Origin of the sequence: Pseudomonas umsongensis, from assembly GCF_012647205.1 — a bacterium.
GTDB classification, from domain to species: domain Bacteria; phylum Pseudomonadota; class Gammaproteobacteria; order Pseudomonadales; family Pseudomonadaceae; genus Aquipseudomonas; species Aquipseudomonas umsongensis.
In genome coordinates this window covers 3,131,111-3,156,803 of the sequence record NZ_CP051487.1, presented here as the reverse complement: position 1 = coordinate 3,156,803, position 25,693 = coordinate 3,131,111, and the positions used below count along the sequence as shown (strand labels likewise).

General features: G+C 59.7%; 23 protein-coding genes. 11 read left to right on the top strand and 12 right to left on the bottom strand.

Annotated elements, in window-relative coordinates:
* Positions 1–47 precede the first annotated feature (47 nt).
* The 3 genes from dnaQ to HGP31_RS14395 form a co-directional block, all read right to left on the bottom strand.
* Entirely contained in the window at positions 48–818 is a 771-nt protein-coding gene (dnaQ, locus tag HGP31_RS14405; RefSeq protein WP_168758015.1) for a DNA polymerase III subunit epsilon, read from the bottom strand.
* Positions 819–1,031: 213 nt separating this feature from the next.
* Positions 1,032–1,484 carry a ribonuclease HI gene (gene rnhA / locus HGP31_RS14400; RefSeq protein WP_020799287.1) on the bottom strand — a complete coding sequence of 151 codons (453 nt, stop codon included), beginning with the start codon at positions 1,482–1,484 and terminating at the stop codon, positions 1,032–1,034.
* Between the two features lie 87 nt (positions 1,485–1,571).
* Complete coding sequence (locus HGP31_RS14395) at positions 1,572–2,330, bottom strand: class I SAM-dependent methyltransferase (protein WP_033043369.1); 759 nt, start codon at positions 2,328–2,330, stop codon at positions 1,572–1,574.
* 65 nt (positions 2,331–2,395) lie between these two features.
* Between HGP31_RS14395 and gloB the strand changes: the two genes are divergently transcribed.
* The 8 genes from gloB to fabI all read left to right on the top strand — a co-directional run bounded on the left by gloB (position 2,396) and on the right by fabI (position 13,090).
* Positions 2,396–3,163 carry a hydroxyacylglutathione hydrolase gene (gene gloB, locus HGP31_RS14390; RefSeq protein ID WP_020799285.1) on the top strand — a complete coding sequence of 256 codons (768 nt, stop codon included), beginning with the start codon at positions 2,396–2,398 and terminating at the stop codon, positions 3,161–3,163.
* Positions 3,164–3,262: 99 nt separating this feature from the next.
* The gene (locus tag HGP31_RS14385) at positions 3,263–4,699 is read left to right on the top strand and encodes a transglycosylase SLT domain-containing protein (protein WP_020799284.1); all 1,437 of its coding nucleotides are present in this window, start codon (positions 3,263–3,265) and stop codon (positions 4,697–4,699) included.
* Between the two features lie 212 nt (positions 4,700–4,911).
* Positions 4,912–6,726 (top strand): extracellular solute-binding protein, encoded by a 1,815-nt coding sequence (locus tag HGP31_RS14380; protein WP_420850697.1) that lies wholly within the window; start codon positions 4,912–4,914, stop codon positions 6,724–6,726.
* Positions 6,723–8,564 (top strand): extracellular solute-binding protein, encoded by a 1,842-nt coding sequence (locus HGP31_RS14375; protein WP_168758013.1) that lies wholly within the window; start codon positions 6,723–6,725, stop codon positions 8,562–8,564. Before HGP31_RS14380 ends, HGP31_RS14375 begins: the two co-directional genes overlap by 4 nt.
* 4 nt (positions 8,565–8,568) lie before the next feature.
* Positions 8,569–9,642 (top strand): microcin C ABC transporter permease YejB, encoded by a 1,074-nt coding sequence (locus tag HGP31_RS14370; protein WP_020799281.1) that lies wholly within the window; start codon positions 8,569–8,571, stop codon positions 9,640–9,642.
* Position 9,643: 1 nt separating this feature from the next.
* Positions 9,644–10,663: an ABC transporter permease gene (locus HGP31_RS14365; RefSeq protein ID WP_020799280.1), complete on the top strand. Its 1,020-nt coding sequence runs from the start codon at positions 9,644–9,646 to the stop codon at positions 10,661–10,663.
* Between the two features lies 1 nt (position 10,664).
* Positions 10,665–12,275 (top strand): ABC transporter ATP-binding protein, encoded by a 1,611-nt coding sequence (locus tag HGP31_RS14360; RefSeq protein WP_168758012.1) that lies wholly within the window; start codon positions 10,665–10,667, stop codon positions 12,273–12,275.
* Between the two features lie 20 nt (positions 12,276–12,295).
* Positions 12,296–13,090: an enoyl-ACP reductase FabI gene (fabI, locus tag HGP31_RS14355; protein WP_020799278.1), complete on the top strand. Its 795-nt coding sequence runs from the start codon at positions 12,296–12,298 to the stop codon at positions 13,088–13,090.
* Positions 13,091–13,230: 140 nt separating this feature from the next.
* On the opposite strand, the gene HGP31_RS14350 is transcribed toward fabI, so the two are convergent.
* Complete coding sequence (locus HGP31_RS14350; protein ID WP_151142397.1) at positions 13,231–14,085, bottom strand: LysR family transcriptional regulator; 855 nt, start codon at positions 14,083–14,085, stop codon at positions 13,231–13,233.
* Positions 14,086–14,197: 112 nt separating this feature from the next.
* Here HGP31_RS14350 and HGP31_RS14345 point away from each other — a divergent pair, with 112 nt between their 5' ends.
* On the top strand, positions 14,198–14,623 hold the full coding sequence (locus HGP31_RS14345) for a VOC family protein (RefSeq protein ID WP_168758011.1): 426 nt from the start codon (positions 14,198–14,200) through the stop codon (positions 14,621–14,623).
* Positions 14,624–14,747: 124 nt separating this feature from the next.
* Here HGP31_RS14345 and HGP31_RS14340 read toward each other — a convergent pair whose 3' ends face one another.
* The 6 genes from HGP31_RS14340 to HGP31_RS14315 all read right to left on the bottom strand — a co-directional run bounded on the left by HGP31_RS14340 (position 14,748) and on the right by HGP31_RS14315 (position 21,721).
* Positions 14,748–15,320, bottom strand: coding sequence for a GGDEF domain-containing protein (locus HGP31_RS14340; RefSeq protein ID WP_020799275.1), 573 nt, complete (start codon positions 15,318–15,320; stop codon positions 14,748–14,750).
* Positions 15,321–15,394: 74 nt separating this feature from the next.
* The gene (locus HGP31_RS14335; protein WP_168758010.1) at positions 15,395–15,976 is read right to left on the bottom strand and encodes a hypothetical protein; all 582 of its coding nucleotides are present in this window, start codon (positions 15,974–15,976) and stop codon (positions 15,395–15,397) included.
* 1 nt (position 15,977) lies between these two features.
* Positions 15,978–18,146: a xanthine dehydrogenase family protein molybdopterin-binding subunit gene (locus tag HGP31_RS14330; protein ID WP_168758009.1), complete on the bottom strand. Its 2,169-nt coding sequence runs from the start codon at positions 18,144–18,146 to the stop codon at positions 15,978–15,980.
* A 5-nt stretch (positions 18,147–18,151) separates the two neighbouring features.
* Positions 18,152–18,607, bottom strand: a complete 456-nt coding sequence (locus HGP31_RS14325; RefSeq protein ID WP_020799272.1) for a (2Fe-2S)-binding protein — start codon at positions 18,605–18,607, stop codon at positions 18,152–18,154.
* A gap of 1,711 nt (positions 18,608–20,318) precedes the next feature.
* Complete coding sequence (locus HGP31_RS14320; protein ID WP_168758008.1) at positions 20,319–21,473, bottom strand: NnrS family protein; 1,155 nt, start codon at positions 21,471–21,473, stop codon at positions 20,319–20,321.
* Entirely contained in the window at positions 21,473–21,721 is a 249-nt protein-coding gene (locus HGP31_RS14315; RefSeq protein ID WP_020796303.1) for a hypothetical protein, read from the bottom strand. Before HGP31_RS14315 ends, HGP31_RS14320 begins: the two co-directional genes overlap by 1 nt.
* Positions 21,722–21,985: 264 nt before the next feature.
* On the opposite strand from HGP31_RS14315, the gene HGP31_RS14310 reads away from it, so the two are divergent.
* Positions 21,986–22,489 (top strand): VOC family protein, encoded by a 504-nt coding sequence (locus HGP31_RS14310; protein WP_020796304.1) that lies wholly within the window; start codon positions 21,986–21,988, stop codon positions 22,487–22,489.
* Positions 22,490–22,522: 33 nt separating this feature from the next.
* A complete protein-coding gene (locus HGP31_RS14305) occupies positions 22,523–23,356 on the top strand; it encodes an AraC family transcriptional regulator (protein WP_020796305.1) in 834 nt (277 codons plus the stop codon).
* 90 nt (positions 23,357–23,446) lie between these two features.
* Here HGP31_RS14305 and HGP31_RS14300 read toward each other — a convergent pair whose 3' ends face one another.
* On the bottom strand, positions 23,447–24,736 hold the full coding sequence (locus HGP31_RS14300) for a gamma-glutamyl-gamma-aminobutyrate hydrolase family protein (protein WP_020796306.1): 1,290 nt from the start codon (positions 24,734–24,736) through the stop codon (positions 23,447–23,449).
* Between the two features lie 294 nt (positions 24,737–25,030).
* Positions 25,031–25,627 carry a LysE family translocator gene (locus HGP31_RS14295; protein WP_020796307.1) on the bottom strand — a complete coding sequence of 199 codons (597 nt, stop codon included), beginning with the start codon at positions 25,625–25,627 and terminating at the stop codon, positions 25,031–25,033.
* Positions 25,628–25,693: the final 66 nt, after the last annotated feature.

The following is a 25,693-nucleotide window of genomic DNA, read 5'->3' as shown; positions in this document are numbered from 1 at the left end:
CTGTAGGAGCTGTCGAGTGAAACGAGGCTGCGATCTTGTTAACGGACCTATGCCGAAGCCTCAGCCTCAGCCTCAGCCTCAGCCAATTGCAACCAAAGCGCCGGCCCACCGGCGGATTTGCTGATGATTTCCAGGCGCGCCATGTGCTGGGCCAGCTCTTCTTCAGTGGCGCGAATGATGCGCGCTGGCTGACGGTCGGCCGGCAGGCGGCGGATTTCAGTGGCGGAGTTGTCCGCACCCTCGCCGGAACCATTACCGTCCGACGCATTGCCCGCCAGGGACAGGCTGGTCTGGCCGCCGGTCATGGTCAGGTAGACGTCGGCCAGGATCTCGGAGTCGAGCAAGGCGCCGTGCAGCTCACGGCCGGAGTTGTCGACGCCATAGCGCTTGCACAAGGCGTCGAGGCTGTTGCGCTGCCCCGGGTGACGTTCCCGGGCCATCATCAAGGTATCGAGGATCGAGCAGTGCTGGGTGATGTCCGCACGATCGTGCTGGCCCATCAGGGCAAATTCGTTGTTGATGAAGCCAACGTCGAACGCCGCGTTATGGATGATCAGCTGCGCGCCCTTGATGAATTCGAAGAACTCTTCGGCCACCTCGGCGAAACGCGGCTTGCCCACCAGAAATTCGTTGGTGATGCCGTGGACGCCGATGGCGCCCTCGTCACTTTCGCGGTCCGGTTGCAGGTAAACGTGAAAATGCCGGCCAGTGAGGCGCCGACCGATCAGCTCGACACAACCGATCTCGATAATCCGGTGGCCGTCGGTCACCGGCATGCCGGTGGTTTCGGTGTCGAGTACAACGGATCTGGTGGCCATCGGGTGCTCAGCTCTCAATCGGTCAATCGGGCAAAAGCGGCGATATTAACACGCTTGCCGGGGTCTTTCAGATACACCGTGTCACGGCCTTCGCGAGCAGGCTCGCTCCCACACTGGATCGCAGGTGAACGCAGAATTTGCGCTCAAGGAGATCAAATGTGGGAGCGAGCCTGCTCGCGAAGGCAGCGACACAGTATGTCTTTGGCGTTGAATTCAGGCCTGTTTGAAGCCGCGCACTTCATCCACGCCACGGTTGGCCAGTTGATCCGCCCGTTCGTTGCCGTGATGGCCAATGTGCCCACGTACCCATTTCCAGGTGACGTTGTGGCGATTGACCTGCTCGTCCAGCAGCATCCACAGGTCAGCGTTCTTGACCGGTTCCTTGGCTGCGGTTTTCCACCCGCGTTTTTTCCAGTTGGCCATCCACTCGTTGATGCCTTTCATCACATATTGGGAGTCGGTCACCAGCAACACATCGCACGAACGCTTGAGCTCTTCCAGGCCACGAATCGCGCCCATCAGCTCCATGCGGTTGTTGGTGGTATTGGCTTCGCCTCCCCAAAGTTCTTTCTCCACGCCCTTGCACACCAGCAATGCGCCCCAGCCGCCAGGGCCAGGGTTGCCCTTGCAGGCGCCATCGGTGAAGAGTTCTACGCTATCGCTCATGCCAATCTATCCAGAAAATGCAGTGGCCCGCCAATAGAAGATCGACGACGCCCAGGACCGGGTAACCCCGGCCGGAAAAAGGAGGTATCACGGTTCGATGTTGCGACGATTGACCTTGGCCATCGGCAACGGGATCAACTTGCCCATCGGTTCGCGGCGCTCCTGACGGACCGGTCGCAGGCCTACCACGATCTTGCGCGCCACCAGTAGATAGAAGCCGCCACCGGACAATTGCCAGTCACCGGCCTTGCGCTCCCAGCCGGCCAGGCGAGCCTGCCAGGTGGGTGAAGCCAGCGGCGGACGATAGCACCCGAAGCGGCGTTTCTCCAGCGCGAAGCCCAGCAGGTTCAGCCAGTCAGCCACCCGCGAGGGGGAAATGCAGCGTGCCTTGCGCAATCCGTCGTGGGCAAATACATGGCGCAGTCCCCAAGTGCTCCAGGGATTGATGCCGATGATCAGCAAATGCCCGCCGGGCCGCACACTGCTCGCCGCCTCCCGCAACAAGCCGTGAGGCGACAGGCAGAAATCCAGCCCATGCTGCAGTACCACCACATCGGCGGCATGCTCACTCAGCGGCCAGGCCTGCTCCTCGCAGACGATCTCGACCCCGGGCAACGGTGCACCCAGGCGCACGTTGCGCTGCACCTGCGGCGCCGACGGCGGGGTCTGGGCCGACGGCCCGTAATGCACCAGGTAGCCTCCGAAGAAACGCCCCAGCTCGTCTTCGAGCATGCGCCGCTCTTCATCCAGCAGCAGTTGCCCAAGGGGACCGGACAGCCAGTCACGTGCTGCGCTGATCAACGCCAGCCAGTCAGGATCAGCCTGAGCGAACGCTTTATCGGTCATTGCATTCTCCAACGCGCCAGGAAGTTCTAAGATGCGCCATTGTTTTCCGCTTGGCGAATCCGACGATGATACAGATCACTGCCCTGCCCGCCTTCACCGACAACTACATCTGGTTGTTACAAGACCCCGACACCCGACGTTGCGCGGTGGTCGACCCGGGCGATGCCGCGCCCGTAAACGCCTGGCTCGCGGCCAATCCGGGCTGGGTCCTGAGCGATATTCTGATCACTCACCATCATCATGACCATGTCGGTGGCGTCGAACAGCTCAAGAAAGCGACGGACGCGACCGTCTATGGTCCTGCCAGCGAAAGCATCCCCAAGCGGGACATCGCGCTCAAGGATAACGATCGTATCAATGTGCTGGGCCATGACTTCGAGATCATTTCGGTGCCCGGTCATACCCTGGGCCACATTGCCTATTATCACCCCGGCCTGCTGTTTTGTGGCGACACCCTCTTCGCGGCAGGTTGCGGGCGCCTGTTCGAAGGCACGCCCCAACAGATGTACACCTCGCTGTCGCGCCTTGCCGCGCTTCCCGAGGACACCCGGGTGTATTGCACCCATGAATACACTCTGAGCAACCTGCGCTTCGCTGCCGCGGTCGAACCCGGCAACGCCGACACCCTTGAACGCCTGGCCAGCGTGGCCCGTCAGCGCGAAGCCGGCATCATCACGCTGCCCTCCACGGTGGCCCTGGAAAAACGTACAAATCCGTTTTTGCGTACCGGTGAAACATCCGTTAAAGAAAAAGCGGATGAACGGACCGGCACCGATAACTCCGCGCCCGATATGGTTTTTGCTGCACTAAGGGCCTGGAAAGATACGTTCTGAGCAGTTTGCACGATGGTCCAAAAACTCTGAAAGGTTGACCGCAGAGGGTGTGCTTTCTAGAATCGCCCGACATTTTTGCCCGGAACTTACTTCCAGCCAATGTCGTCATCTATACGCAAAGCCATCAATTCGGACGCACTGACCCGCCTGGCGCAAGCCATAGCGGTGGCTGTGTCCGCGACATTGGCGGGCTGTTCCAGTCATGTGCCGCAGACCGATGCGGCACACGCACCGAATATTGCCGCGCGCGCCAAGCAGAAACCCGTCTTCCTCACTGAAAAGCCCAGCCCACAGATCCCGCAGGATGTCTGGGAGCGTATGCGCCAGGGTTTCCAGCTGCAGGATGGCCTGGGCGTCAACCCGCGCATCGAGCAGCAACGACTGTGGTTCGCCAGCAACCCGTCGTTTCTCGAAAACGCCGGCGATCGCGGCAGCCTGTACATCCACTACATCGTCGAGCGCCTTGAAGAACGCAACATGCCGCTGGAACTGGCGCTGCTGCCAGTGATTGAAAGCGCCTACAACCCGATGGCTTATTCCCGGGCCAATGCAGTGGGCTTGTGGCAGTTCATTCCCTCCACCGGACGTTACTTCAACCTGCGCCAGACCCGTTTTTATGATGGCCGGCGCGATATCACCGCTTCGACGACGGCGGCCATGGACTACCTGACCCGCCTGCACGACATGTTCAACGGCGACTGGCTGCTGGCCCTGGCCGCCTACAACGCCGGTGAAGGCACGGTCAGCCGTGCCATCGAACGCAACGAGCGACTCGGCCTGCCAACCGATTACTGGAACCTGCCCCTGCCCGCCGAGACCCAGGCCTATGTGCCGAAGTTGCTGGCACTCTCGCAGGTGGTGATGGCGCCGGACGCCTACGGCGTGAACCTCAACCCGATTGCCAACGAACCGTATTTCCAGGTCGTCGAAATCAACCAGCGCATGGACCTGTCCAAGGTCGCCGCGGTGGCCAACATCGACGAAGACGAACTGTTCCAGCTCAACCCCGCTTTCAAGCAACGCACCACCATCGACGGCCCGCAGCACTTGCTGGTACCCACCTCCAAAGCACAACTGCTGACCACCAGCCTGCAGACCATGCGCCCCGAAGAGTTGATCAGCAAGAAGCAGCTCAAGCCGGTTTTCGAAGGCGCGGACGATACGCAACTGGCGAGCGCCAAACGTAGCTATCGGGTCAAACGCGGCGATAACCTGGGCTCCATCGCCAAGGCCAACAATGTCGACGTCAAGGACCTGCAACGCTGGAACAAGTTGAGCGGCAAGAATCTCAAGCCTGGCCAGACGCTGGTCATGCAAGACACCGGCAAGCGCAACTCGGGACGCATCAACACCGTGGTCGCGGCCAAGTCGAAGACCCAGAAGCCGCAGTCGCAATACAAAGTCCAGCAAGGCGATTCGCTATACATGGTAGCCAAGCGCTTCAACGTTGAAATGCAGCACCTCAAGCGCTGGAATCCTCGTGTCGGCCAGGCGTTGAAGCCGGGGCAAATGTTGACGGTTTCCAGTCCGCATTAAAAATTGATGTGATGCCGAAAAGATCGCAGCCTGCGGCAGCTCCTACAGGGGAATACGTTTCCCTGTAGGAGCTGCCGCAGGCTGCGATCTTTTTTGTACCCGAACACTGCTTTCGAACCCCGTCTTTTTCCTGTCCATACAAGCTGTTACTGTACGATCCACAATGCCCAAGCCGCCCGGATCGGATTCCTTATTTGAAGCGTCCCCTCCTCCTGCTCCTGATCAGCCTGGCCTTGAGTTCCACCGCAAGCGCGACGATCAGCGAAAGCCACGGTTATGCGCAGTTCGGCACGCTCAAGTACCCGGCCAGATTTACCCACTTCGACTGGGTCAACCCGCAAGCGCCCAAGGGCGGTACGTTGCGGGTCATGGCATTTGGCACCTTCGATACGCTCAACCCCTACACTTTCAAGGGCACGAGCCCGGTTGCAACATCCAATTTCCTGCAATACGGCATCAACGAGCTCAACGAGCCGCTGATGGTCGGCACTGGCCAATACGCGCCGTCAGGTGACGAGCCGACCTCCAGTTACGGCCTGATCGCCCAATCGGTGGAATACAGTGAGGACCGCAGCTGGGTCGTCTTCAATTTGCGTCCGCAAGCCCGCTTCCACGACGGCACGCCAATCACCGCCTTTGATGTGGCATTCTCCTACCGCCTGCTGCTCAAGGAAGGCCACCCGCAATATCGCACCAACCTGCAGGAAGTGTCGCGGGTCGACATCCTCAACCCCCTGCGTATACGGTTCGTGTTCAAGCGTGCCGGCAATCCCTTGCTAATCCTGCGTCTGGGGGAGTTGCCAGTGTTGCCGCAGCATTACTGGAAAGGCCGCGACTTCAAGGCGACCACCTTCGAGCCGCCGCTGGGCAGCGGGCCGTATCGCATCACCTCGGTTGCGCCGGGACGACAGATCGTGTTCGAGCGAGTCAAGGACTATTGGGGCAAGGACCTGCCAGTCAATCGCGGCAAGTACAACGTCGATCGCATGGAAGTCGAGTTCTATCGTGACAGCGATGTCGCGTTCGAAGCGTTCAAGGCCGGCGAGTTCGACATCTATATCGAGCACCAGGCAAAAAACTGGGCCACCGGCTATGACTTTCCGGCGATTCGTCGTGGCGAGGTGATCAAGGCGCAGATCCCGCACCAGATCCCGACCCAGACCCAGGGCCTGTTCATGAACAGCCGCCGCGCGACGTTCGCCCAAGCGAGGGTTCGCGAAGCACTGGGCCTGATGTTCGACTTCGAGTGGACCAACCGCACGTTGTTCAGCGGCGCCTACCAACGCGCCATGAGTTACTACCCCAACAGCGAGTTTTCCGCCAGCGGACTTCCAGTCGGCCACGAATGGCTGTTACTCAAGCCGTATCGCGAGCAATTGCCAGCGAGGTTGTTCACCGAGCCTTTCAGCCTGCCGCAGACCCAGGGTCGCGGCATTCCCCGGGATACCCTGCGCAAAGCCTTGGCCCTGCTTGCCGAAGCCGGCTGGAAGCTCAACGGCCAGCGCTTGCAGAACGCGGCCGGGCAACCGCTGCGCCTGGAGATTTTGCTGGTCAACCCGAACCTGGAGCGCATCCTTCAACCCTATGTCGAAAACCTGGCCAGCATCGGCATCGACGCCAAGCTGCGCACGGTCGATCGTGCACAGTACAAGCAGCGCCTCGATCAGTTCGATTTCGACATGATCCTGATGACCCTTAACCAGACCCTCAGCCCGGGCCTGGAGCAATGGCAGTACTTTCATTCCAGCCAGGTCACGGTCAAGGGCAGCAAGAACTACGCAGGCATTGCCAATCCGGTGGTGGACCACCTGCTCGAACAATTGCTCGCCGCCAAGACCCGCGATGAACAAGTCGCCGCCGGCAAGGCACTCGACCGCACACTGCTGTGGCAGCACTACATCATTCCCAACTGGTACCTCAATTATCACCGCCTGGCCTACCGTAACCGGTTTGGCTTCGTCACGACGCCGCCCTACACCCTGGGCATGAGCGCGTGGTGGCTGAAATCTTCGGAGAAAGATCGATGAAACCCGCAAGCGCGCTACTCCTGCAGGCCAGCGCTCTGTTGTTTGCAGGATGGGCCTTCGCCGCCCCGCAACATGCCCTGACCCTGTACAACGAACCGCCGAAATACCCGGCTGACTTCAAACATTTCGACTACGTCGACCCGGACGCGCCCAAAGGCGGAAAATTCCGTCAGGCCGGGTTCGGCGGGTTTGACAGCCTCAATCCGTTCATCAGCAAGGGCGTGTCGGCCAACGACATCGACTTGATCTACGACACCCTGGCCCGACAGAGCCTGGATGAACCTTTCACGGAATATGGCCTGATCGCCGGCAAGATCGAAAAAGCCCCGAACAACGACTGGGTGCGTTTCTATTTGCGGCCCGAAGCGCGTTTCCATGATGGGCATCCGGTTCGCGCCGACGACGTGGTGTTCAGCTTCCAGACCTTGGTCAAGGATGGCGCACCGATGTACCGCGGCTACTACAGCGATGTCGAAGACGTAGTCGCCGAAGATCCGCTGACCGTGCTGTTCAAGTTCAAGCACAGCAACAACCGCGAATTGCCGTTGATCCTTGGCCAGTTGCCGGTGCTGCCCAAGCACTGGTGGGCCAGCCGCGACTTCACCAAGGGCAACCTGGAAGTCCCACTGGGCAGCGGCCCGTACAAGGTTACCGAAGTGAAGGCCGGGCGCTCGGTGCGCTATGAGCGGGTCAAGGATTACTGGGGCAAGGACCTGCCGATCAACCGCGGCTTCTACAACTTCGACGTGATGACTACCGACTACTACCGCGACAATACGGTCGCGCTGGAGGCCCTGAAGGCCGGGCAGTTCGATTACTGGTTGGAGATGACCGCGAAGAACTGGGCCAACGCCTACAATATCCCGGCGGTTACCGAAGGCCGGCTGATCAAGGAACAGATCCCCAATGGCAATCCCACCGGCATGCAAGGCTTCGTGTTTAACTTGCGCCGCCCGCTGTTCCAGGACGTGCGCGTGCGCCAGGCGCTGACCCTGCTGCTGGACTTCGAGTGGACCAACAAACAGCTGTTCAACGGTGCCTACGCAAGAACCCGCAGTTACTTCGAGAACTCGGAAATGGCCGCCACTGGCCTGCCCGATGCCGATGAGTTGGCAATCCTCGAACCGTTTCGCGGCAAGATCCCCGAGCAGGTATTCACCGAGGCGTTCCAGAATCCCGTGACCGACGCCAGTGGCATGATCCGCACCCAGCAACGCAAGGCTTACCAACTGCTGCAAGAGGCCGGCTGGCGCATCGTCGATGACAAGATGGTCGACGCCACCGGCAAACCGGTGAGCATCGAATTCCTGTTGGCCCAGACCGAATTCGAACGGGTCCTGTTGCCGTTCAAGCGCAACCTGAGTGACCTCGGTATCGAACTGGTGATCCGCCGGGTCGACGTTTCGCAGTACGTCAACCGCGTGCGCTCGCGGGACTTCGACATGATCGTCGGCAGCTTCCCGCAGTCCAATTCGCCGGGCAACGAACAGCGCGAGTTCTGGATGACCGCGGCCGCCGACAAACCCGGCAGCCGCAATTCCATGGGCCTGAAAGACCCGGTGGTGGACCAGTTGGTCGAACAACTCATCAACGCCGACTCACGAAGAAGCCTGGTGGCCCACGCCCGCGCGCTGGACCGCGTGCTGCAATGGGGCTATTACGTAATCCCCAACTGGCACATCAAGACCTGGCGCGTGGCGTACTGGAACCACATCGGCCACCCCAAGGTCTCGCCTAAATATGACATCGGCATCAACACCTGGTGGATCAAGCCCGATGCGAAACCGGCCATAGAGATCGAAACCAAATTGCAAGCCGACCCTGCGGGCACGGAGTAATCAGATGCTGGCGTATATTTTTCGGCGACTGCTGCTGATCATCCCGACACTGTTCGGCATCTTGCTGATCAACTTCGTGATCATCCAGGCCGCCCCCGGTGGCCCCGTGGAACAGATGATCGCCAAACTCGAAGGCTTCGAAGGCGCCACCAGCCGCATCGCCGGCGGCGGCGCCGAGGTGTCGGTGGCCGGCTCCGCCTATCGCGGCGCACAAGGCCTGGACCCGGCGCTGATCAAGGAAATCGAGCACATGTACGGCTTCGACAAATCGGCGCCGGAACGCTTATGGATCATGGTCAAGAACTATGCCTCCCTGGATTTTGGCGACAGCTTTTTCCGTGATGCCAAGGTCATCGACCTGATCAAGGAAAAGATGCCGGTATCGATCTCCCTCGGGTTGTGGAGCACCCTGATCATGTACCTGGTGTCGATCCCGTTGGGGATCGCCAAGGCCACGCGGCATGGCAGCCACTTCGACGTCTGGACCAGTTCGGCGATCATCGTCGGCTATGCGATCCCGGCATTCCTGTTCGCCATCCTGTTGATCGTGGTGTTTGCCGGCGGCAGTTACCTGGACTGGTTCCCGTTGCGCGGGCTGACCTCGAACAACTTCGACGAGTTGAGCATGGGCGGCAAGATCCTCGACTACTTCTGGCACCTGGCGCTTCCGGTGACCGCATTGGTGATCGGCAACTTCGCGACCATGACCCTGCTGACCAAAAACAGCTTCCTCGATGAAATCAACAAGCAGTACGTGGTCACCGCCAAGGCCAAGGGCCTGACCAATCAACGCGTGCTGTATGGTCATGTATTTCGCAACGCCATGCTGCTGGTGATCGCCGGTTTCCCCTCGGCATTCATCGGTATTTTCTTCACCGGTTCGTTGCTGGTGGAAGTGATCTTCTCCCTCGACGGCCTCGGCCTGATGAGTTTCGAAGCGGCGATCAACCGCGATTACCCGGTGGTCTTTGGCACCTTGTTCATCTTCACCCTGCTGGGGCTGGTGGTGAAGTTGATCGGCGACCTCACCTACACCTTCGTCGATCCGCGCATCGACTTCGAAAGCCGGGAGCATTGAGATGAACCTGTCCCCGCTCAATCGACGACGTTTCGAACTGTTCAAGGCCAACAAACGCGGCTGGTGGTCGCTGTGGCTGTTCCTGATCCTGTTCGGTGCCAGCCTCGGTGCCGAGTTGATCGCCAACGACAAGCCACTGGTAGTGCACTACGACAATGGCTGGTACTTCCCGGCCCTCAAGCGCTACCCGGAAACCACCTTCGGCGGCGAGTTCCCACTGGAAGCCAACTACAAGAGCCCGTACATCCGCGAACTGCTCAAGGCCAAGGACGCCTGGGTGTTATGGGCGCCGATTCCCTACAGCTACCAGAGCATCAATTACGACCTGAAGGTCCCTGCCCCCGCGCCGCCATCGGCCGATAACCTGCTGGGCACCGATGACCAGGGCCGCGATGTGCTGGCCCGGGTGATCTACGGCTTCCGCATTTCCGTGTTGTTTGCCCTCACGCTGACGTTGCTCAGTTCGCTCATCGGGGTGATCGCCGGCGCGCTGCAGGGTTTCTACGGTGGCTGGGTGGATCTGGCCGGGCAGCGTTTCCTGGAGATCTGGTCCGGTTTGCCGGTGCTGTACCTGCTGATCATCCTCGCGAGCTTCGTCCAGCCGAACTTCTGGTGGCTGCTGGGGATCATGCTGCTGTTTTCCTGGATGAGCCTGGTGGACGTGGTGCGCGCCGAGTTCCTGCGTGGGCGCAACCTTGAATACGTGCGTGCAGCCCGGGCCTTGGGCATGCAGAATGGCGCGATCATGTTTCGTCACATCCTGCCCAACGCCATGGTCTCGACCATGACTTTCATGCCGTTCATCCTGACCGGCGCCATTGGCACCCTGACCGCCCTGGACTTCCTTGGCTTCGGCTTGCCGGCCGGCAGTCCGTCACTGGGTGAACTGGTGGCCCAGGGCAAATCCAACCTGCAAGCGCCCTGGCTGGGCATGAGCGCGTTCGCGGTGCTGGCGTTGATGTTGAGTTTGCTGGTATTCATCGGCGAGTCCGCTCGCGATGCCTTCGACCCGAGGAAGTGAAATGAATCAGGACAATCTGATCGAAGTGCGCGACCTGGCCGTCGAATTCGTCGTTGGCGAGCGCTGCCAGCGAGTGGTCGAAGGTGTCAGCTTCGATATCAAGCGTGGCGAGACCCTGGCGCTGGTGGGTGAAAGCGGGTCCGGCAAATCGGTAACGGCGCATTCGATCCTGCGCCTGTTGCCCTACCCGCTCGCCCGGCACCCGTCGGGGACAATCGAATATTCCGGGCAGAACCTGCTCAACCTGAAAGAGAAAACCATCCGCCATATCCGCGGCAACCGGATCGCGATGATCTTCCAGGAGCCGATGACTTCGCTCAACCCGCTGCACTCGATCGAGAAGCAGATCAACGAGGTGCTGGGCATCCACAAGGGCCTGATTGGCAAGGTCGCGACCAAGCGCACCCTGGAATTGCTGGAAATGGTGGGCATTCCCGAGCCGGAAAAGCGCCTCAAGGCCCTGCCCCACGAATTGTCCGGCGGCCAACGTCAGCGCGTGATGATCGCCATGGCCCTGGCCAACGAGCCGGAACTGCTGATTGCCGACGAGCCGACCACCGCGCTGGACGTGACCGTTCAGCTTAAAATCCTCGAATTGCTCAAGGAACTGCAGGCCCGCCTGGGCATGGCGCTGCTGTTGATCAGCCACGATTTGAACCTGGTGAAAAGAATTGCGCATCGCGTATGTGTCATGCAGCGCGGTTGCATCGTCGAACAGGCATCGTGCGAACAATTGTTCCGCGCGCCGCAGCATCCGTACACTCGGGAGCTGCTGGCAGCGGAGCCCAGCGGGACGCCTGCGACCAATGTCGTCGGCCCGCCCATGCTCACGGTCGAGGACCTGAAAGTCTGGTTCCCGATCAAGAAAGGCTTGCTGAAAAAGACCGTGGATTACGTCAAGGCGGTAGACGGCATCAATTTCAGCCTGCCCCAGGGCCAGACCCTGGGGATCGTGGGAGAAAGCGGTTCCGGCAAATCGACACTGGGCCTGGCGATCCTGCGCTTGATCGGCAGTAAAGGCGGCATCCGTTTTGAAGGCAAGCAGCTGGACAGCCTGACGCAGCAACAGGTGCGGCCACTGCGGCGGGAAATGCAGGTGGTGTTCCAGGACCCCTTCGGCAGCCTGAGCCCGCGAATGTGCGTGAGCCAGATCGTCGGCGAGGGCCTGCGGATCCACAAGATGGGCACCGAGGCTGAACAGGAACAAGCGATTATTGCAGCACTCAAGGAGGTAGGTCTGGACCCGGAAACCCGGCACCGCTACCCCCACGAATTTTCCGGCGGGCAACGGCAGAGAATCGCCATTGCCCGGGCATTAGTGCTAAAACCGGCGTTGATTCTGCTGGACGAGCCGACTTCGGCCCTCGACCGCACCGTGCAACGCCAAGTGGTCGAGCTGTTACGATCACTGCAAAGCAAGTACAACCTGACGTATCTGTTTATCAGCCATGACCTGGCTGTCGTCAAGGCGCTGAGCCACCAGTTGATGGTGGTCAAGCAGGGCCAAGTGGTCGAACAGGGAGACGCGCAAAGCATTTTTGCCGCCCCCCAACATCCGTATACACAGCAGTTGCTGGAAGCCGCCTTCCTGGTTCCAGCCACTGCGCAATAACCTGAAAAGAGGAGCAACACATGGGTTTTCTCGCCGGTAAGCGCGTACTGATCGTCGGTGTCGCCAGCAAGCTGTCCATCGCATCCGGCATCGCTGCCGCCATGCATCGCGAGGGCGCTGAGCTTGCCTTCACTTATCAGAACGACAAACTCAAGGGTCGTGTCGAAGAATTCGCACAGGGCTGGGGTTCGAGCCCTGAGCTGTGCTTCCCGTGCGACGTGGCCAGCGATGCGGAAATCGCCAAAGTCTTCGAAGAGCTGAGCAAGAAGTGGGACGGCCTGGACTGCATCGTGCACTCCGTAGGCTTCGCCCCGGGCGATCAACTGGACGGCGACTTCACCGAAGCCACCACCCGTGAAGGTTTCCGCATTGCTCACGACATCAGCGCCTATAGCTTCGTGGCCCTGGCCAAGGCCGGCCGCGAAATGATGAAAGGCCGCAATGGCAGCCTGCTGACCCTGTCGTACCTGGGCGCCGAGCGCACCATGCCCAACTACAACGTGATGGGCATGGCCAAGGCTTCCCTGGAAGCCGGCGTACGCTACCTGGCCGGCTCCCTGGGCCCGGACGGTACTCGCGTGAACTGCGTATCGGCCGGCCCGATCCGCACCCTCGCCGCTTCCGGCATCAAGAACTTCCGCAAGATGCTGGCCGCCAACGAAGCGCAAACCCCTCTGCGTCGCAACGTCACCATCGAAGAAGTCGGCAACGCCGGCGCCTTCCTGTGCTCGGACCTGGCGTCCGGCATCAGTGGCGAAATCATGTACGTGGACGGTGGCTTCAACACCACGGCCATGGGCAATCTGGAAGAGTGATCTTCGGTTAGCCATTAAAAAACCCGCCTTTTTGGCGGGTTTTTTATTGGGTCAAGATCAAAAGATCGCAGCCTTCGGCAGCTCCTACGATGGATATGTGTACACCTGTAGGAGCTGCCGAAGGCTGCGATCTTTGATCTTCAAACAAGGCACTGCGCAAACAATTGCTGAATCGGCTGCGTCCGTTGGCTGTACCGCTGCGCCAACACAATCTCCCGGTAAAACGTCAACTCGCCCAACGGAATCACCCTGACGTTCGCCCCATGCTCAAGCCACAGCCCCGCTTCGGGCAGCAACGAAATGCCCAGCCCGCACTCGACCATCTTCACAATGGCTTCCAGCTCATCGAGCTCCAACGCAACGTGCACGTCGATTTGCTGTTCACGAAGAAATCTTGTCACCAGTCGCCCGCCGAATGAATTGCGGTCGTAACGCACATGGGGATGTTCGGCGAGCAACTTGAGCGGCTCGTCGCCTTCAAGATCCGTCGGCACGATCAGCACAAAAGGCTCGCGGCGGATCACTTGCGCCGACAGTTCCTTGGGCAGTTCGAACGGTGGCTTGATGAGGATCGCCAGGTCCACTTCGCCGGTGTCCACCTGGCTCAACAGGTTCAAGGACACGCCCGGCACCAGTTTTGGCTCCAGGTGCGGCGCCTGCTGACGCAATCGCAACAGCGCCTGGGGCAGCAATCCGGTCTGCACCGTGGCCACGGCGCCGATCTTCAATTCGCCCCTGTACTCGCTGACGTCATCACTGACCGCCATTCGATTGAAGATTTCCAGCATTTCCCTGGCCATCGGCAACGCGCGCTGCCCCGCCGCATTCAGCAAGGCCTGACGCCCGGTGCGATCGAACAAGCGAATGCCGAGGGCCTGTTCCAGGTTGCGGATCTGCGCGCTGACTGCCGACTGCGTGAGGCCGATGTGCATGCCCGCTGCGGCGAACGTGCCGTAGCGCGCCACCGCGATGAAGGTTTTCAGTTCCCGAAGCATGGGGCCACCGATTGATCGAAAAAATTTGAGCTCGACGCAAAAACTATCGTCTTTCAATCAAAAAGCACAGCGCTAAACTCAGCGTCAATATTCCATAACCGAGGCACGCCCGATGCAACTCTCGCCTTTCCACCTGGCCATTCCGGTCTATGACCTGGCCGCCGCGCGGCACTTCTACGGCAGCGTGTTCGGCCTGGAAGAAGGTCGCTCCAGCGAGCACTGGGTCGATTTCAACTTTTTCGGCCACCAACTGGTGATTCACCTCGCGCCAAAAAACGCCGCGCAAGAGGCCGCCCATACCAACGCGGTTGACGGCCATGACGTGCCTGTGCCGCATTTCGGTGTGGTGTTGGGCATGAAAGAGTGGGAGGCACTGGCCGAACGATTGAAGTCGCTGCAGACGCGTTTCGTGATCGAGCCGGGGATTCGTTTTCAGGGACTGGTGGGCGAACAGGCGACGATGTTTTTGTTCGATCCGTGCGGGAATGCGCTGGAATTCAAGGCGTTCAAGGATATTGGGCAGTTGTTTGCCAAATGAAGGCAGGCGTGGCCTCCAAGGCCGCCTTCGCGAGCAGGCTCGCTCCCACACTTGACCGATTTGAAATGCTATCAACTGTGGGAGCGGGCTTGCCCGCGATGGGGCCAGTCATTGCACCACAATGCTACCGGCCCAACGCTTTTTCAGCCTCAACCAGCATCTCTTCAACCGAGCCATGAACCACAGGATCATGCTCAATCTGCCCGATACTGAAACGAATCTCATACCCGCTATGCGCCGTGGCCATGCGTTCATCGAGCATTTCTTCGAGCCGCGCCTTGATCGCCTCGATGTCCACGCTGCCGGAACCTGTGAGCAAGGCCACGAAGGTGGCGCCCTCCAGCCGCCCGACCACGTCGTTTTCCCGAAAACCGATGCGCAGTACATCGGCAAAGGTTTTCAGCGCCTTATCACCTTCGGTGCGACCAAACAGGTAGTTGATGCGTTTGAACTCGTCAAGATTGAAAAACAGCAACGTCGCCGGTCGGTCCAGTTGCTGGCAGGCGTCCAGCCCCAATTGGGCCAACGCGAGGAAACCGTGCCGGTTGGGCAATAGCGTCAACTCATCCATGCTCGCCATCTGTACCCCGATCAGCTCTTGCTCTGCCTTGCGGGCCAGATCGCGCAAAAGCTCACGCTCCTGCTGTGGCGTCCCTGCACGTACACACGATTTGTGCGGTTTGCCTGAGATCAGCATCACATACTCCATAGGTGGGTATGTTCTTTAGAGTCCTCGATATCGGGTTTGACTCCATGTCGACTCGCCGTTGGTCAGCTACCCACTACCGGACACGGCCCGCCGGCGTCCGCCCAGCGCTTGAACTGTGTGACAAAAACATCGTGCGGCACCGGCACTGGCGCGCGATCACCGCCAGGATTCCAGCCCCACAACACCAGTTTGTCTTCGCTGACGTGCTTGATCAGCGCTGCAAAATCGCGATCACCGTTGCTCGCGCGGTCCTTGATCATGCTGCACAACATGTCCGGAGGCAGGCCGATCCAGGCCATTTTGTGCGCCGCCGATGGCAGGCTCCAATGCGGTGCACCAGGCGGGGCATTGGCGCCGTAACTGGCGGGTGGATTGGCCTCGGCATGGCAGCTGGCGCAAGGCAACCCCGAAGCCCCCTTGCCGTCCATGCCGCGTACCACGTTCATCGCATGGGGTAGCCCGGCGTCGAACTGCAAGGGGGCGTCCCCGGGAATGTGGCAGTTCTGGCATCGGGGGCTCTGGAACACCTTCTGTACGGTGTCGAAGGCCTTCACCGCCTCCTTGTCATCGGCGAACAGCTCTGTTGCATAGACAAAAAGGCAAATCAGTATCAGCGAGCCGAGTAACCAATGGTGTCGTTTCATCTCACACCCCCGACAGTTGCAACGGCAGTTCACGCAGGCGTTGCCCGGTCAGGGCGTACACCGCGTTGGCCACTGCTGGCGCCGTGGGTGGAACACCGGCCTCGCCGATGCCACCGGGTTTTTCGTTGCTGGGCAGGATATGCACTTCGACCACCGGCATCTCGTTGAGCCGCAGCACCTGGTAATCGTGATAGTTGGACTGCACTACCCTGCCATCCTTGATCGTCAGCTTGCTGTGCAAGGTGAAACCCAGGCCGAAGGCGATGCACGACTCCATTTGTGCGGCGATGCTCTGAGGATTGACCGCGATCCCACAGTCCACCGCACACACCACCCGATGCACACGAATCGCCAGGTTATCCTGGGAGACTTCGGCGACCTGGGCCACGTAGCTGCCAAATGACTCATGCACCGCCACGCCCAGGGCGTGGCCGTCCGGCAACGGCGCCTTCCAGTTGGCCTTCTCTGCCGCCAGGTTCAATACGCCAAGATGCCGTGGATGCGCCTTGAGCAAGGTCCGCCGGTACTCCACCGGGTCCTGGTTTGCCGCCGCGGCCAGTTCGTCGATCAACGATTCCATGACGAAGGCGGTGTGCGTATGCCCCACTGAACGCAGCCACAACACGCTGATACCGGTGTTTGGCGAATGCAGCTCAACCTGATGATTAGCCAGCCCCTGCAGGTAGGGACCGTCCGCCACGCCCTCCACGGACGTCTTGTCGATGCCGTTCTTGACCATGGCCGCTTCAAGCGAGGTGCCGGCCATGATCGACTGTCCGACCAGCACATGCTTCCAGGCCAGCGGCAGGCCATCAGCGCCCAGGCCGACTCGCGCCTGATGCAGGAACGCCGAGCGATAATAGCCCCCACGGATGTCATCCTCCCGCGCCCACACGGTTTTCACCGGCCCGCCCGCGGCCTTGGCGACCTGGACCGCTTCGGCGACAAAGTCCGAGGTCGGATTGGCGCGCCGGCCGAATCCGCCGCCCAGGAACTCGGTATGGATCTCGACCTGCTCAGGCTTGAGCCCGGTGATTTTGCCGGCGATCATCTGGTCCAGGGTCTGGAACTGCGTACCGGTCCAGATCTCGCATTTGTCCTGGGTGATGCTCACGGTGCAGTTGAGCGGCTCCATGGGTGCATGGGCCAGGTAGGGCACGCTGTACTCGACGTCGAGGGTCCTGGTCGCTTTGGCCAGTGCAGCCTGGGTATCGCCGGCCTCGCTCACGGGCAGCCCGGGCGTGGCAGCGAGCTTGCGGAATTCCTCGAGCAATTGCTCGCTGTCGAGCCCTGCGTTCGGCCCCAGGTCCCACTCGACGTGCAGCGCATCACGTCCCAGTTTCGCCGCCCAGTAGTGATCAGCAATCACCGCCACGCCGGTCGGCACCTGCACCACCTTGTGCACACCGGGTATCGCCAGCGCCTCGGCGCCTTCAAAGGATTTGACGCTGCCACCAAACACCGGAGAACGCGCGACCATCGCCGTCATCAGGCCATCGAACTGCACGTCCATGCCAAATTTGGCGCGGCCGGTGATTTTCTCCGGCGTATCCAGGCGCTTGGTGGGTTTGCCGATGATGGTCCAGTCCTTGGCCTCCTTGAGCTTGATGGTCGCAGGGTCCGGTACCGGCAGCTTGCCGGCGTCGTCAGCCAGTTCGCCGTAGGTGGCGTGCCGGTCGCCGGCAATCACCACGCCCGACTCCGTGCGAATCGCCGAGGGTGCGACGTTGAAGCGCTTGGCCGCGGCCTCGACCAGCAGCAAACGCGCCGTCGCACCGGCCTGACGGTAACGGTCGAACTCCATCCAGGTCGAGGTCGAGCCGCCGGTGATCTGCATGCCGCCGAACCCGGCCAGACCGTAATCGGCGGCCGAAGCCGGTGCGTGCTCGACGCGAATTTTCGACCAATCGGCGTCCAGCTCTTCGGCGATCAGCATGGTCAACCCGGTCCAGATACCCTGACCCATTTCCGAATGACCGAGCAACACGGTGACGCTGTTGTCATTGCCGATGCGCAGGAAGGCATTGGGTGCGAACACGTTGCCCTGGTTTTCCGCGCCCCGGGCAAAGCGATGGCCCCCGGGGATGACAAACGCTATCACCAGCCCACCGCCCAGCATGGCACTGCCCTTAAGAAAATCGCGGCGCGATAGTGGATCGCTGCTGTTCATGGCCATCAACCCAATTGGGCGGCGCGTTTGACCGCGGCGCGGATTCTTGGGTAAGTGCCGCAACGACAGATATTGCCTGACAACGCCTGGTCGATGTCGCTGTCGGTCGGTTGCGGGATCTTTGCCAGCAAGGCCGCCGCAGACATGATCTGCCCAGACTGGCAATAACCGCACTGCACCACATCGAGTTCGGCCCAGGCTTGTTGCACCGGGTGCGAGCCGTCGGTGGACAGGCCTTCGATAGTGAGGATTTTCTGTCCATGGGCCACGGCCGTGGCCGGTGTGATGCAGGAACGCAAAGGCGTGCCGTCGATGTGCACGGTACAGGCGCCGCACTGGGCCATGCCACAGCCGAACTTGGTGCCGGTCAGGTGCGCAACATCGCGCAGGACCCACAGCAGCGGCATGTCCGCAGGGACATCCAGCTCCTGGTCCTGGCCATTGATATTCAAGGTCAGCATTGCGACGGCCCTCAGACTCACGGTGTTCTGAAGTTGGCGCCGCTGTGGCGATCAGGAACCTGCGCGCGCCTTGGGGTTATCCCTACAGCTAAGCGCAAATTGTCCGGCAGGCCGAGGTGTATCGACCACCGGTCACAAAAGCTACCTGGTGACCGACCTTTTATTTGTTGTCGGAGTACATATCCGTTGAGTACATATCCATTGCTGCGGTAACGGCCACTTATGGTTTCGCTTTTACAGCGACTCCCTTTTTCAAACGCCAAAAAGGAAGCAAAAGGCTTTGCCCCACCACTCGGTGCCTCGCTTAGGCTCGGCATGCCCTCTCTCCGGCATTGCTCCGTGGGTCGCCGCGATGGGCCATCCCTGGCCCAGCGCGGCTAAACCGGCGTCCTGCCGGTTTCCTCACTGCGCAATGCCTGCGTTCGGCCATCGTGGTTGACGGGGCGCTCGCGATCAACAGCAAAGCGAGGCGGCCTTAAAGCCGACCTGACTTTTGCAGGTGCACCTCGATCCCCTGTAGGAGCGAGCCTGCTCGCGATTCATCGTTGATCGTTCCCACGCTCTGCGTGGGAATGCCGCCAGGGACGCTCCGCGTTCCGTTGACGACGCATTAATTGAGCCGTACGCAACGGTGATGCGAAGCGTCACAGGAAACTATGTGAGATTTATTGTCGGAGTGCATATCCATTGCTGCGATAACGGCCACTTATGGTTTCGCCCTTACGGCGACTCCCTTTTTCAAACGCCAAAAAGGAAGCAAAAGGCTGTGCCCCACCACTCGGTGCCTCGCTTGGGCTCGGCATGCCAGAACGAAGGCATTGCTCCGTGGGTCGCCGCGATGGGCCATCCCTGGCCCAGCGCGGCTAAACCGGCGTCCTGCCGGTTTCCCCACTGCGCAATGCCTGCGTTCGGCCATCGTGGTTAACGGGGCGCCTGCGATCAAAAACAAAGCGAGGCGGCCTTAAAGCCGACCTGACTGTTATGGGTGCACCTGGATCCCCTGTAGGAGCGAGCCTGCTCCGGGCGGCGTTCCTACGATGGTCGTTAACGATAACGCGGGGCACCTGGTAGCCCGCGGTGCTCTCAGGTTCATCGCGAGCATGCTCGCTCCTACAGGAGGTATGCGTATGGCTTCCGATCAGGCCGGCCGGTCGGCGGCCTCGCTTTTGATTGTGATCTGGCTTTTGATGTTCTTGCCCCCTCGAGAGGCCGAGTGGAGGTTCTGCGCAGTGGGTAAACCGGCATGGATGCCGGTTTAGCCGCGCTGGGCCAAGGATGGCCCATCGCGGCGACCCACGGAGCAGGACCGGAGCGAGGGCATGCCGAGCCTTAGCGAGGCACCGAACGCCAGGGGCAAGAGCCCTTGGTTACTTGGGGCTTTTCCAAGTGACTCGCTGTAAGAGCGAAACCATAAGTGGTCGTTACCGCAGAAATGGATATGTACTCAGTCAAAATTCCCCATTGGCCGTCAGGACGCCTTCGCCGGCAAGCCTGGCTCCTACAGTAAAAGCGAAACCATAAGTGATCGTTACCGCAGCAATGGATATGTACTCAGTCACAAATCCCCATTGGCCGCCAGGACGCCTTCACCGGCAAGCCTGGCTCCTACAGTAAAAGCGAAACCCTAGGTGGCCGTTACCGCAGGAACGGATATGTACACCTGAAAGACAATTATCGTCTGCCAGGACGCCTTCACCAGCAAGCCTGACTCCTACGCCCTCGGGCTGAACAAAATACCTGTGTAACGCCACAGAAACAGCACAAACGCCACACACCAAAGCAATGCCGACACCCCCAATCCCCACCCGGCGAACGGCACCAGCAACACCCGTGACAAAGCCGCCAACAGCACCAGGGCAAACCCCGCAACGATTGCTTTCGAGGGTAGCAGCGGCCGACCGGTATGCCCCAGGCTAACCCGCGCAATCATCGCCAGAATCAACCCGCCAATACCGCCCACCGCCAACGAATGCGTGGCCAGACTCTGTTGCGGCATCAGGCCGAGATGCCACAGCGCCATGGCAAACACCGCCACTACCAGCCAGGCATAAGACAGGTACAGCGACCACAATAGCGGCACACGCCACATACCCCGGTCATGCCAACGCCACAGGCGCAACAGATGCAGACTGCCCATCAATAAAAACAACGCCGCCAGCCAAAACCTGGGCACGTCATTCAAACCGATGGCAAACGTCACCGCCGCCAACAACCCGCTCACCATCAGCACCTTGGTGGGTAATGGATTGGCTGCAGGCGTCGCCGGACGGTTCAAGCCGCGTTGAATGAAGAACGGAATTACCCGCCCGCCAATCACGCTCATCAGTGCGCCTACCAGCCATAAGGCCGCTAATACACCACGCCGCTGCAAACCTGTGTCATCAGTCCAGAGCCCCCACAGTGTCATGAGCTGACAACCGGCCAGCAAGGTGATCAGCAGCAGAATCGGATAGTTCTCACGCTTGCCAGCAGCCACCAGGTCTCGTCCCAGCACCCAGGCCAACAACGGCAAGAAAGGCAGTTGCGAAAGCAGCACCCCTGCAGGAGAAATCGGCAGTAACCAGGCCAGTCGCCCCAGCAACCAGATCAGCACCAGCCCGATCAGTGGCCAACCGTTGAGCCCGGGGCGGCCGGTCCAGTTCGGCACCGCCGTCAGCAGAAAACCGGCAATGATCGCCACGGCGAACCCGAACGGCATCTCGTGCCGATGCCAGGCGAGCATGCCTCCTACCGGTTGCGCTTCGGGCAAACGCCCGTACAGCCACAGGGCCCAGATGGCCACCGCCACTGCGGCAAACGCGGCACCCGCGAGAAAAAACGGTCTAAAACCAAGGCTGAAGACGGGAGCTGCGGACAGTTTACGCATCAGGCCAGCGCCACGAACTGAGGTTTGCTCAACCGGTGTTGGGCCAGCAGGCGCATGACGTAGCCGATTTTCAGCAGGGTCGGTCCGACGATGGTCATGGCATGCAACGACACCAGTGCAACGATCGACAGATGGCCAGCATGGAGGTAAGCGCCGTAGATGCCGGCCAGTAACATCGCCAGGCCAACGCCCAACACACGGCTGGATAGGTGCAGGACATTCTGAGCATTGCTGAAGACATGGAACATTTCCGTACTCCTGTAGCAGTTCAGTTGTACGTTGGACTTATCAAGTCGCGTGCCACCCAATTAACCCATGAAAATCAGGGCCCTGAGAACGTACTGGTCACAACGACTCGCTAAAGGCGTAGTCAGCATGACTCAGGTCGCAGTCATATTGACAACATTCTGTAGAAAATCCTTACACACTCGGCGATCTACGGCACGACCAGGCCGCCCCAGGCTAGCTACGCTGATAATCCAGCCTGCAAAAACCTGCCAAGGAGACCCGCCATGCTACATGTGCAAAAACTCACCCCTTGCCTGTGGTTCGATGGTCAGGCCGAAGAGGCCGCCAAGTTCTACTGTGCGATCTTCGATCATTCGAAAATAACCGCCATCACTCACTACGGCGAGGCTGGAAAAGAGTTCCACGGCCGGGAAGTCGGTTCGGTCATGACGGTCAGCTTCGAACTCGACGGGCAAACCTTCACCGGTCTCAACGGTGGCCCGAACTTCACTTTCAACGAAGCGATCTCGTTCCAGGTCAACTGCCAGACCCAGGAAGAAGTCGACCACTTCTGGGGACGCCTGTCTGCCGGTGGGCCGGTCGAAGCACAGCAATGCGGCTGGCTCAAGGACAAATTCGGCGTGTCCTGGCAGATCGTGCCGGTCGCGATGATGGAAATGATCAAGGATCCCGACACGGTAAAATCCCAGCGCGCGATGCTGGCCATGATGCACATGAAAAAACTCGATATCGCCGAACTGAAACGAGCCTTTGAAGGCGAGAGCTAATACACTCAGGCGCTGATCTGCCAAGGATTGATCATGAAGCCCGCAAAGACCAGGGACACCGACAAGGCACCGCGCTTTTGGCGCGATGATGCCCTGCCCTTCATCGAAGCCCGCTCCATCGCCGACGGACGCGAGGTCTGTTACACCCGGCATGCCCACGAGCACTTTTCCATCGGTGCGATCACCGCCGGGCGCAGTACCTATGTCCATGAGCAATCGAACTTCGAGGTCTGCGCCGGGACCGTCGTGCTGATGAACCCCGGTGATGTCCATGCCTGCAATCCAATCGATGACCAGCCCTGGTCGTACCTGATGCTGTACGTCGACACCCCGTGGCTCACCGATTTACAGCATCAACTCGGGTTCGGCAACGATCTGGCGTTTCGCCGGTTCGCGGCCACCCACACCGCGGACCGTGCTTTGTTCGTTGGCTTGCAGGCGTTGCATCAGGTGCTGGTCGATGCCCAGCAAGACGTGTTGGGTAAACACAGCGCGGCCGTGGAATTTTTCACCGAGGTGCAACTACGCCTGAACCCGGCCGAACAACCGCTGCACGAGCCCAATTTCAAGCTCGAACGCGCCGCCGACTTCATCCGCGAGCACTGCACGCAAATGCTCAAGCTCGAAGATATCTGCGAAGCGGCGCAGTTGTCGCCCTCCTACCTGATCCGCGCGTTCAAGCAGCATTACGGCATGACGCCCCACGCCTTCCTGGTCAACCGGCGTATCCAGTTTGCCCAGGATCAACTGCGCAATGGCAAGCTGATCGCCGACGTGGCGCTGGAAGCGGGGTTTGCCGACCAGGCGCATTTCCAGCGGGCGTTCAAGCAGCATCTGGCGGCGACACCGGGGCAGTATCGGGGGTGAACACGAGCAGTTGCACAACGAGCCGCCTGCTCCGATCACCTGATGGCATATTGGTGAATACACTCGATATTCCCAGCCAATCCGCACCGTTTAATCGCGATCATACTTCAGCTGGCGCTCTTTGATCTCTTGATTAACTTCCTGACGCCCTCGATATGCCGCTGCACTTTGTCCAAATGCCTTGAATAGATTATCCGATTGCGCGACAGTTCTTTCATGATTGCGTAAATAGGCATCGTACTCTTTCGGAGATTGAAGCCCCATCACTTCTTGAGAAATCGGATCTCGACCACTCATTCCAGGAAGATACGCCTCTGGATGCCACTGCACACCCATTACTGGCGCGCCATGGCGGGTTTCGAATGCTTCGACTTTACCTTCCGAAGTTGCAGTTATAATCAATTCACTTGGGGTTGTCGGCAACTTTGATTGATTCTGCAGTTCGCGTAAACCTGGCGCTGGGGTTGGGGTTGGAGTCTCGAGTGCGCTGGCCAAGGTGCCATCCTCGTTCGCCTTCACGCTAGCCCAGTGGGTAGTGTTCACCCACCCCAATTTGTCATCTCGCATAGCAGAAGGCTGCCCGTTATATCCATGCTCGTCTTTTTTCGGCATCGTACCGCTTAGGTTTGTATGCGAAAGCGTTATGTCGACGTCGTGACCCACATTCATGGTATCAGCACCTGGGCTGTAGTGTTTTTTAAGCTCGCTGCCACCAAATGTCTCTGTGCAGCCCCCATATGCTTCGGCCAAACGCCACGCTCCGGCGCAGATAGCCAATACCGGTTTCCCATGCAACCGCGCCTCTGCAATACTTCGGTGCTCGAACTGCGCACGACTATCCAGTTCGTTGCGCTTCGATTTATGTTTGCTATTTTGGCTCGGTATGTTAATGGCTTCCCCCTGCTGACTATGCACTGCCGATGGGGCGCCCGGGATGAACAGCCCATGCACTTCACTTAGTCCGCTATTGTGTTCATGCGCTGGCTGTTGAAAAGCCTCCTGTCGGCGTTGAATGACCTCCTTACTTTTCTGCGCATCGTCTTTATTGTTTCGAGTAAAATTGATGTTGGAAAGGCTCTTGGGCAAGGTGATCGGTTCACCGATCATGGGATTCAACTGACTCATCGTACGGACCGGAGGTTTATCGTACAAAGCATGCCCAGCACCAAAGTTATCTGGCCGGTAAATGATACCGATATGGACGTCACCACTTGCAGATCCCTTTGAAAACTGCACTGAAGAATTTGAAGCTTTAATGACTTGTGCAGCGAGCCTGTCTATTGGCTGAGAATGTTGCGGGAGGCTCGCTGATGAACTTTCAATCCTATCGCCGGTGTTCGAAATACTTGCTGAGATTTGCCGCGGGGTAATTAACGTCATTCATTTTTCCTTTTATGATTGGACATTTCCCGAGGCATTGAGAAGTGGCTCCGGTCGCATGAACGACGACGGTCGACCGCGCCACAATCGCCACAAAAAATTCGACCGGCGCAGGATGCCAAACAGCCCTTGGCTGATGATTGCAAATTTCGCTCATCATGAGTCGTTGTCACGAAATACCGAAGCGGGGGCCCTCAGGGCCTGAAGCTTTCCTGAAGTCACGTTTCTGTGCACCACCTTGAAATGGGTCGGGCAGCTCTCACGGAGTAACCCTGCACACCACAAAATGGCGTGTCAGTGCATCTCTGGCAACACCAAGTACACCGCACTCACCGCCAACAACAACGCCATCAACCGATTGAACACGCGCATGCCCGTCGGGTTGTCCAGGTAGCCACGCAAGAACGTCCCGGCGTAGGCCCAGCATCCGACCGACACGTAGCAAATCACCAGGTACACCGCAGCAAACTGCCACACCAGGTGGGCCTCGCCATCGGCGACGAACGCGCCCATGCCGGCCACGCAGGCCAGCCAGGCTTTCGGGTTGAGCCATTGCATGACCGCGCCATAGAGCATCGATGGCGCGCGGCCACTGTCCTTGGCCTCCAGCTGGCCGTTGTCGGCGGCCAGTCTGAACGCCATGTACAGAAGGAACGCTACCCCGGCCCATTGCACCACTTGCGTCATTGCCGGCCACCATTGCAGTAGCTCATGCAAACCCAACCCCATCAGGACCAGCAGCAGCACAAACCCCAGCGTCGCTCCGGCCACATGCCGCTGACTGGCGCGAAAACCGAAGCGCGCGCCCGAACCCAGCGCCACGATATTCACCGGCCCCGGCGTTATTGAAGCGGCCAATGCAAACGCCGCCATGGACATGATCAAACTCATCGCACACCTGCTCAGTCAATTGAACCAGGCGTCAAGATAGAGAGCCTGATGGTGCGCGTATTGAAC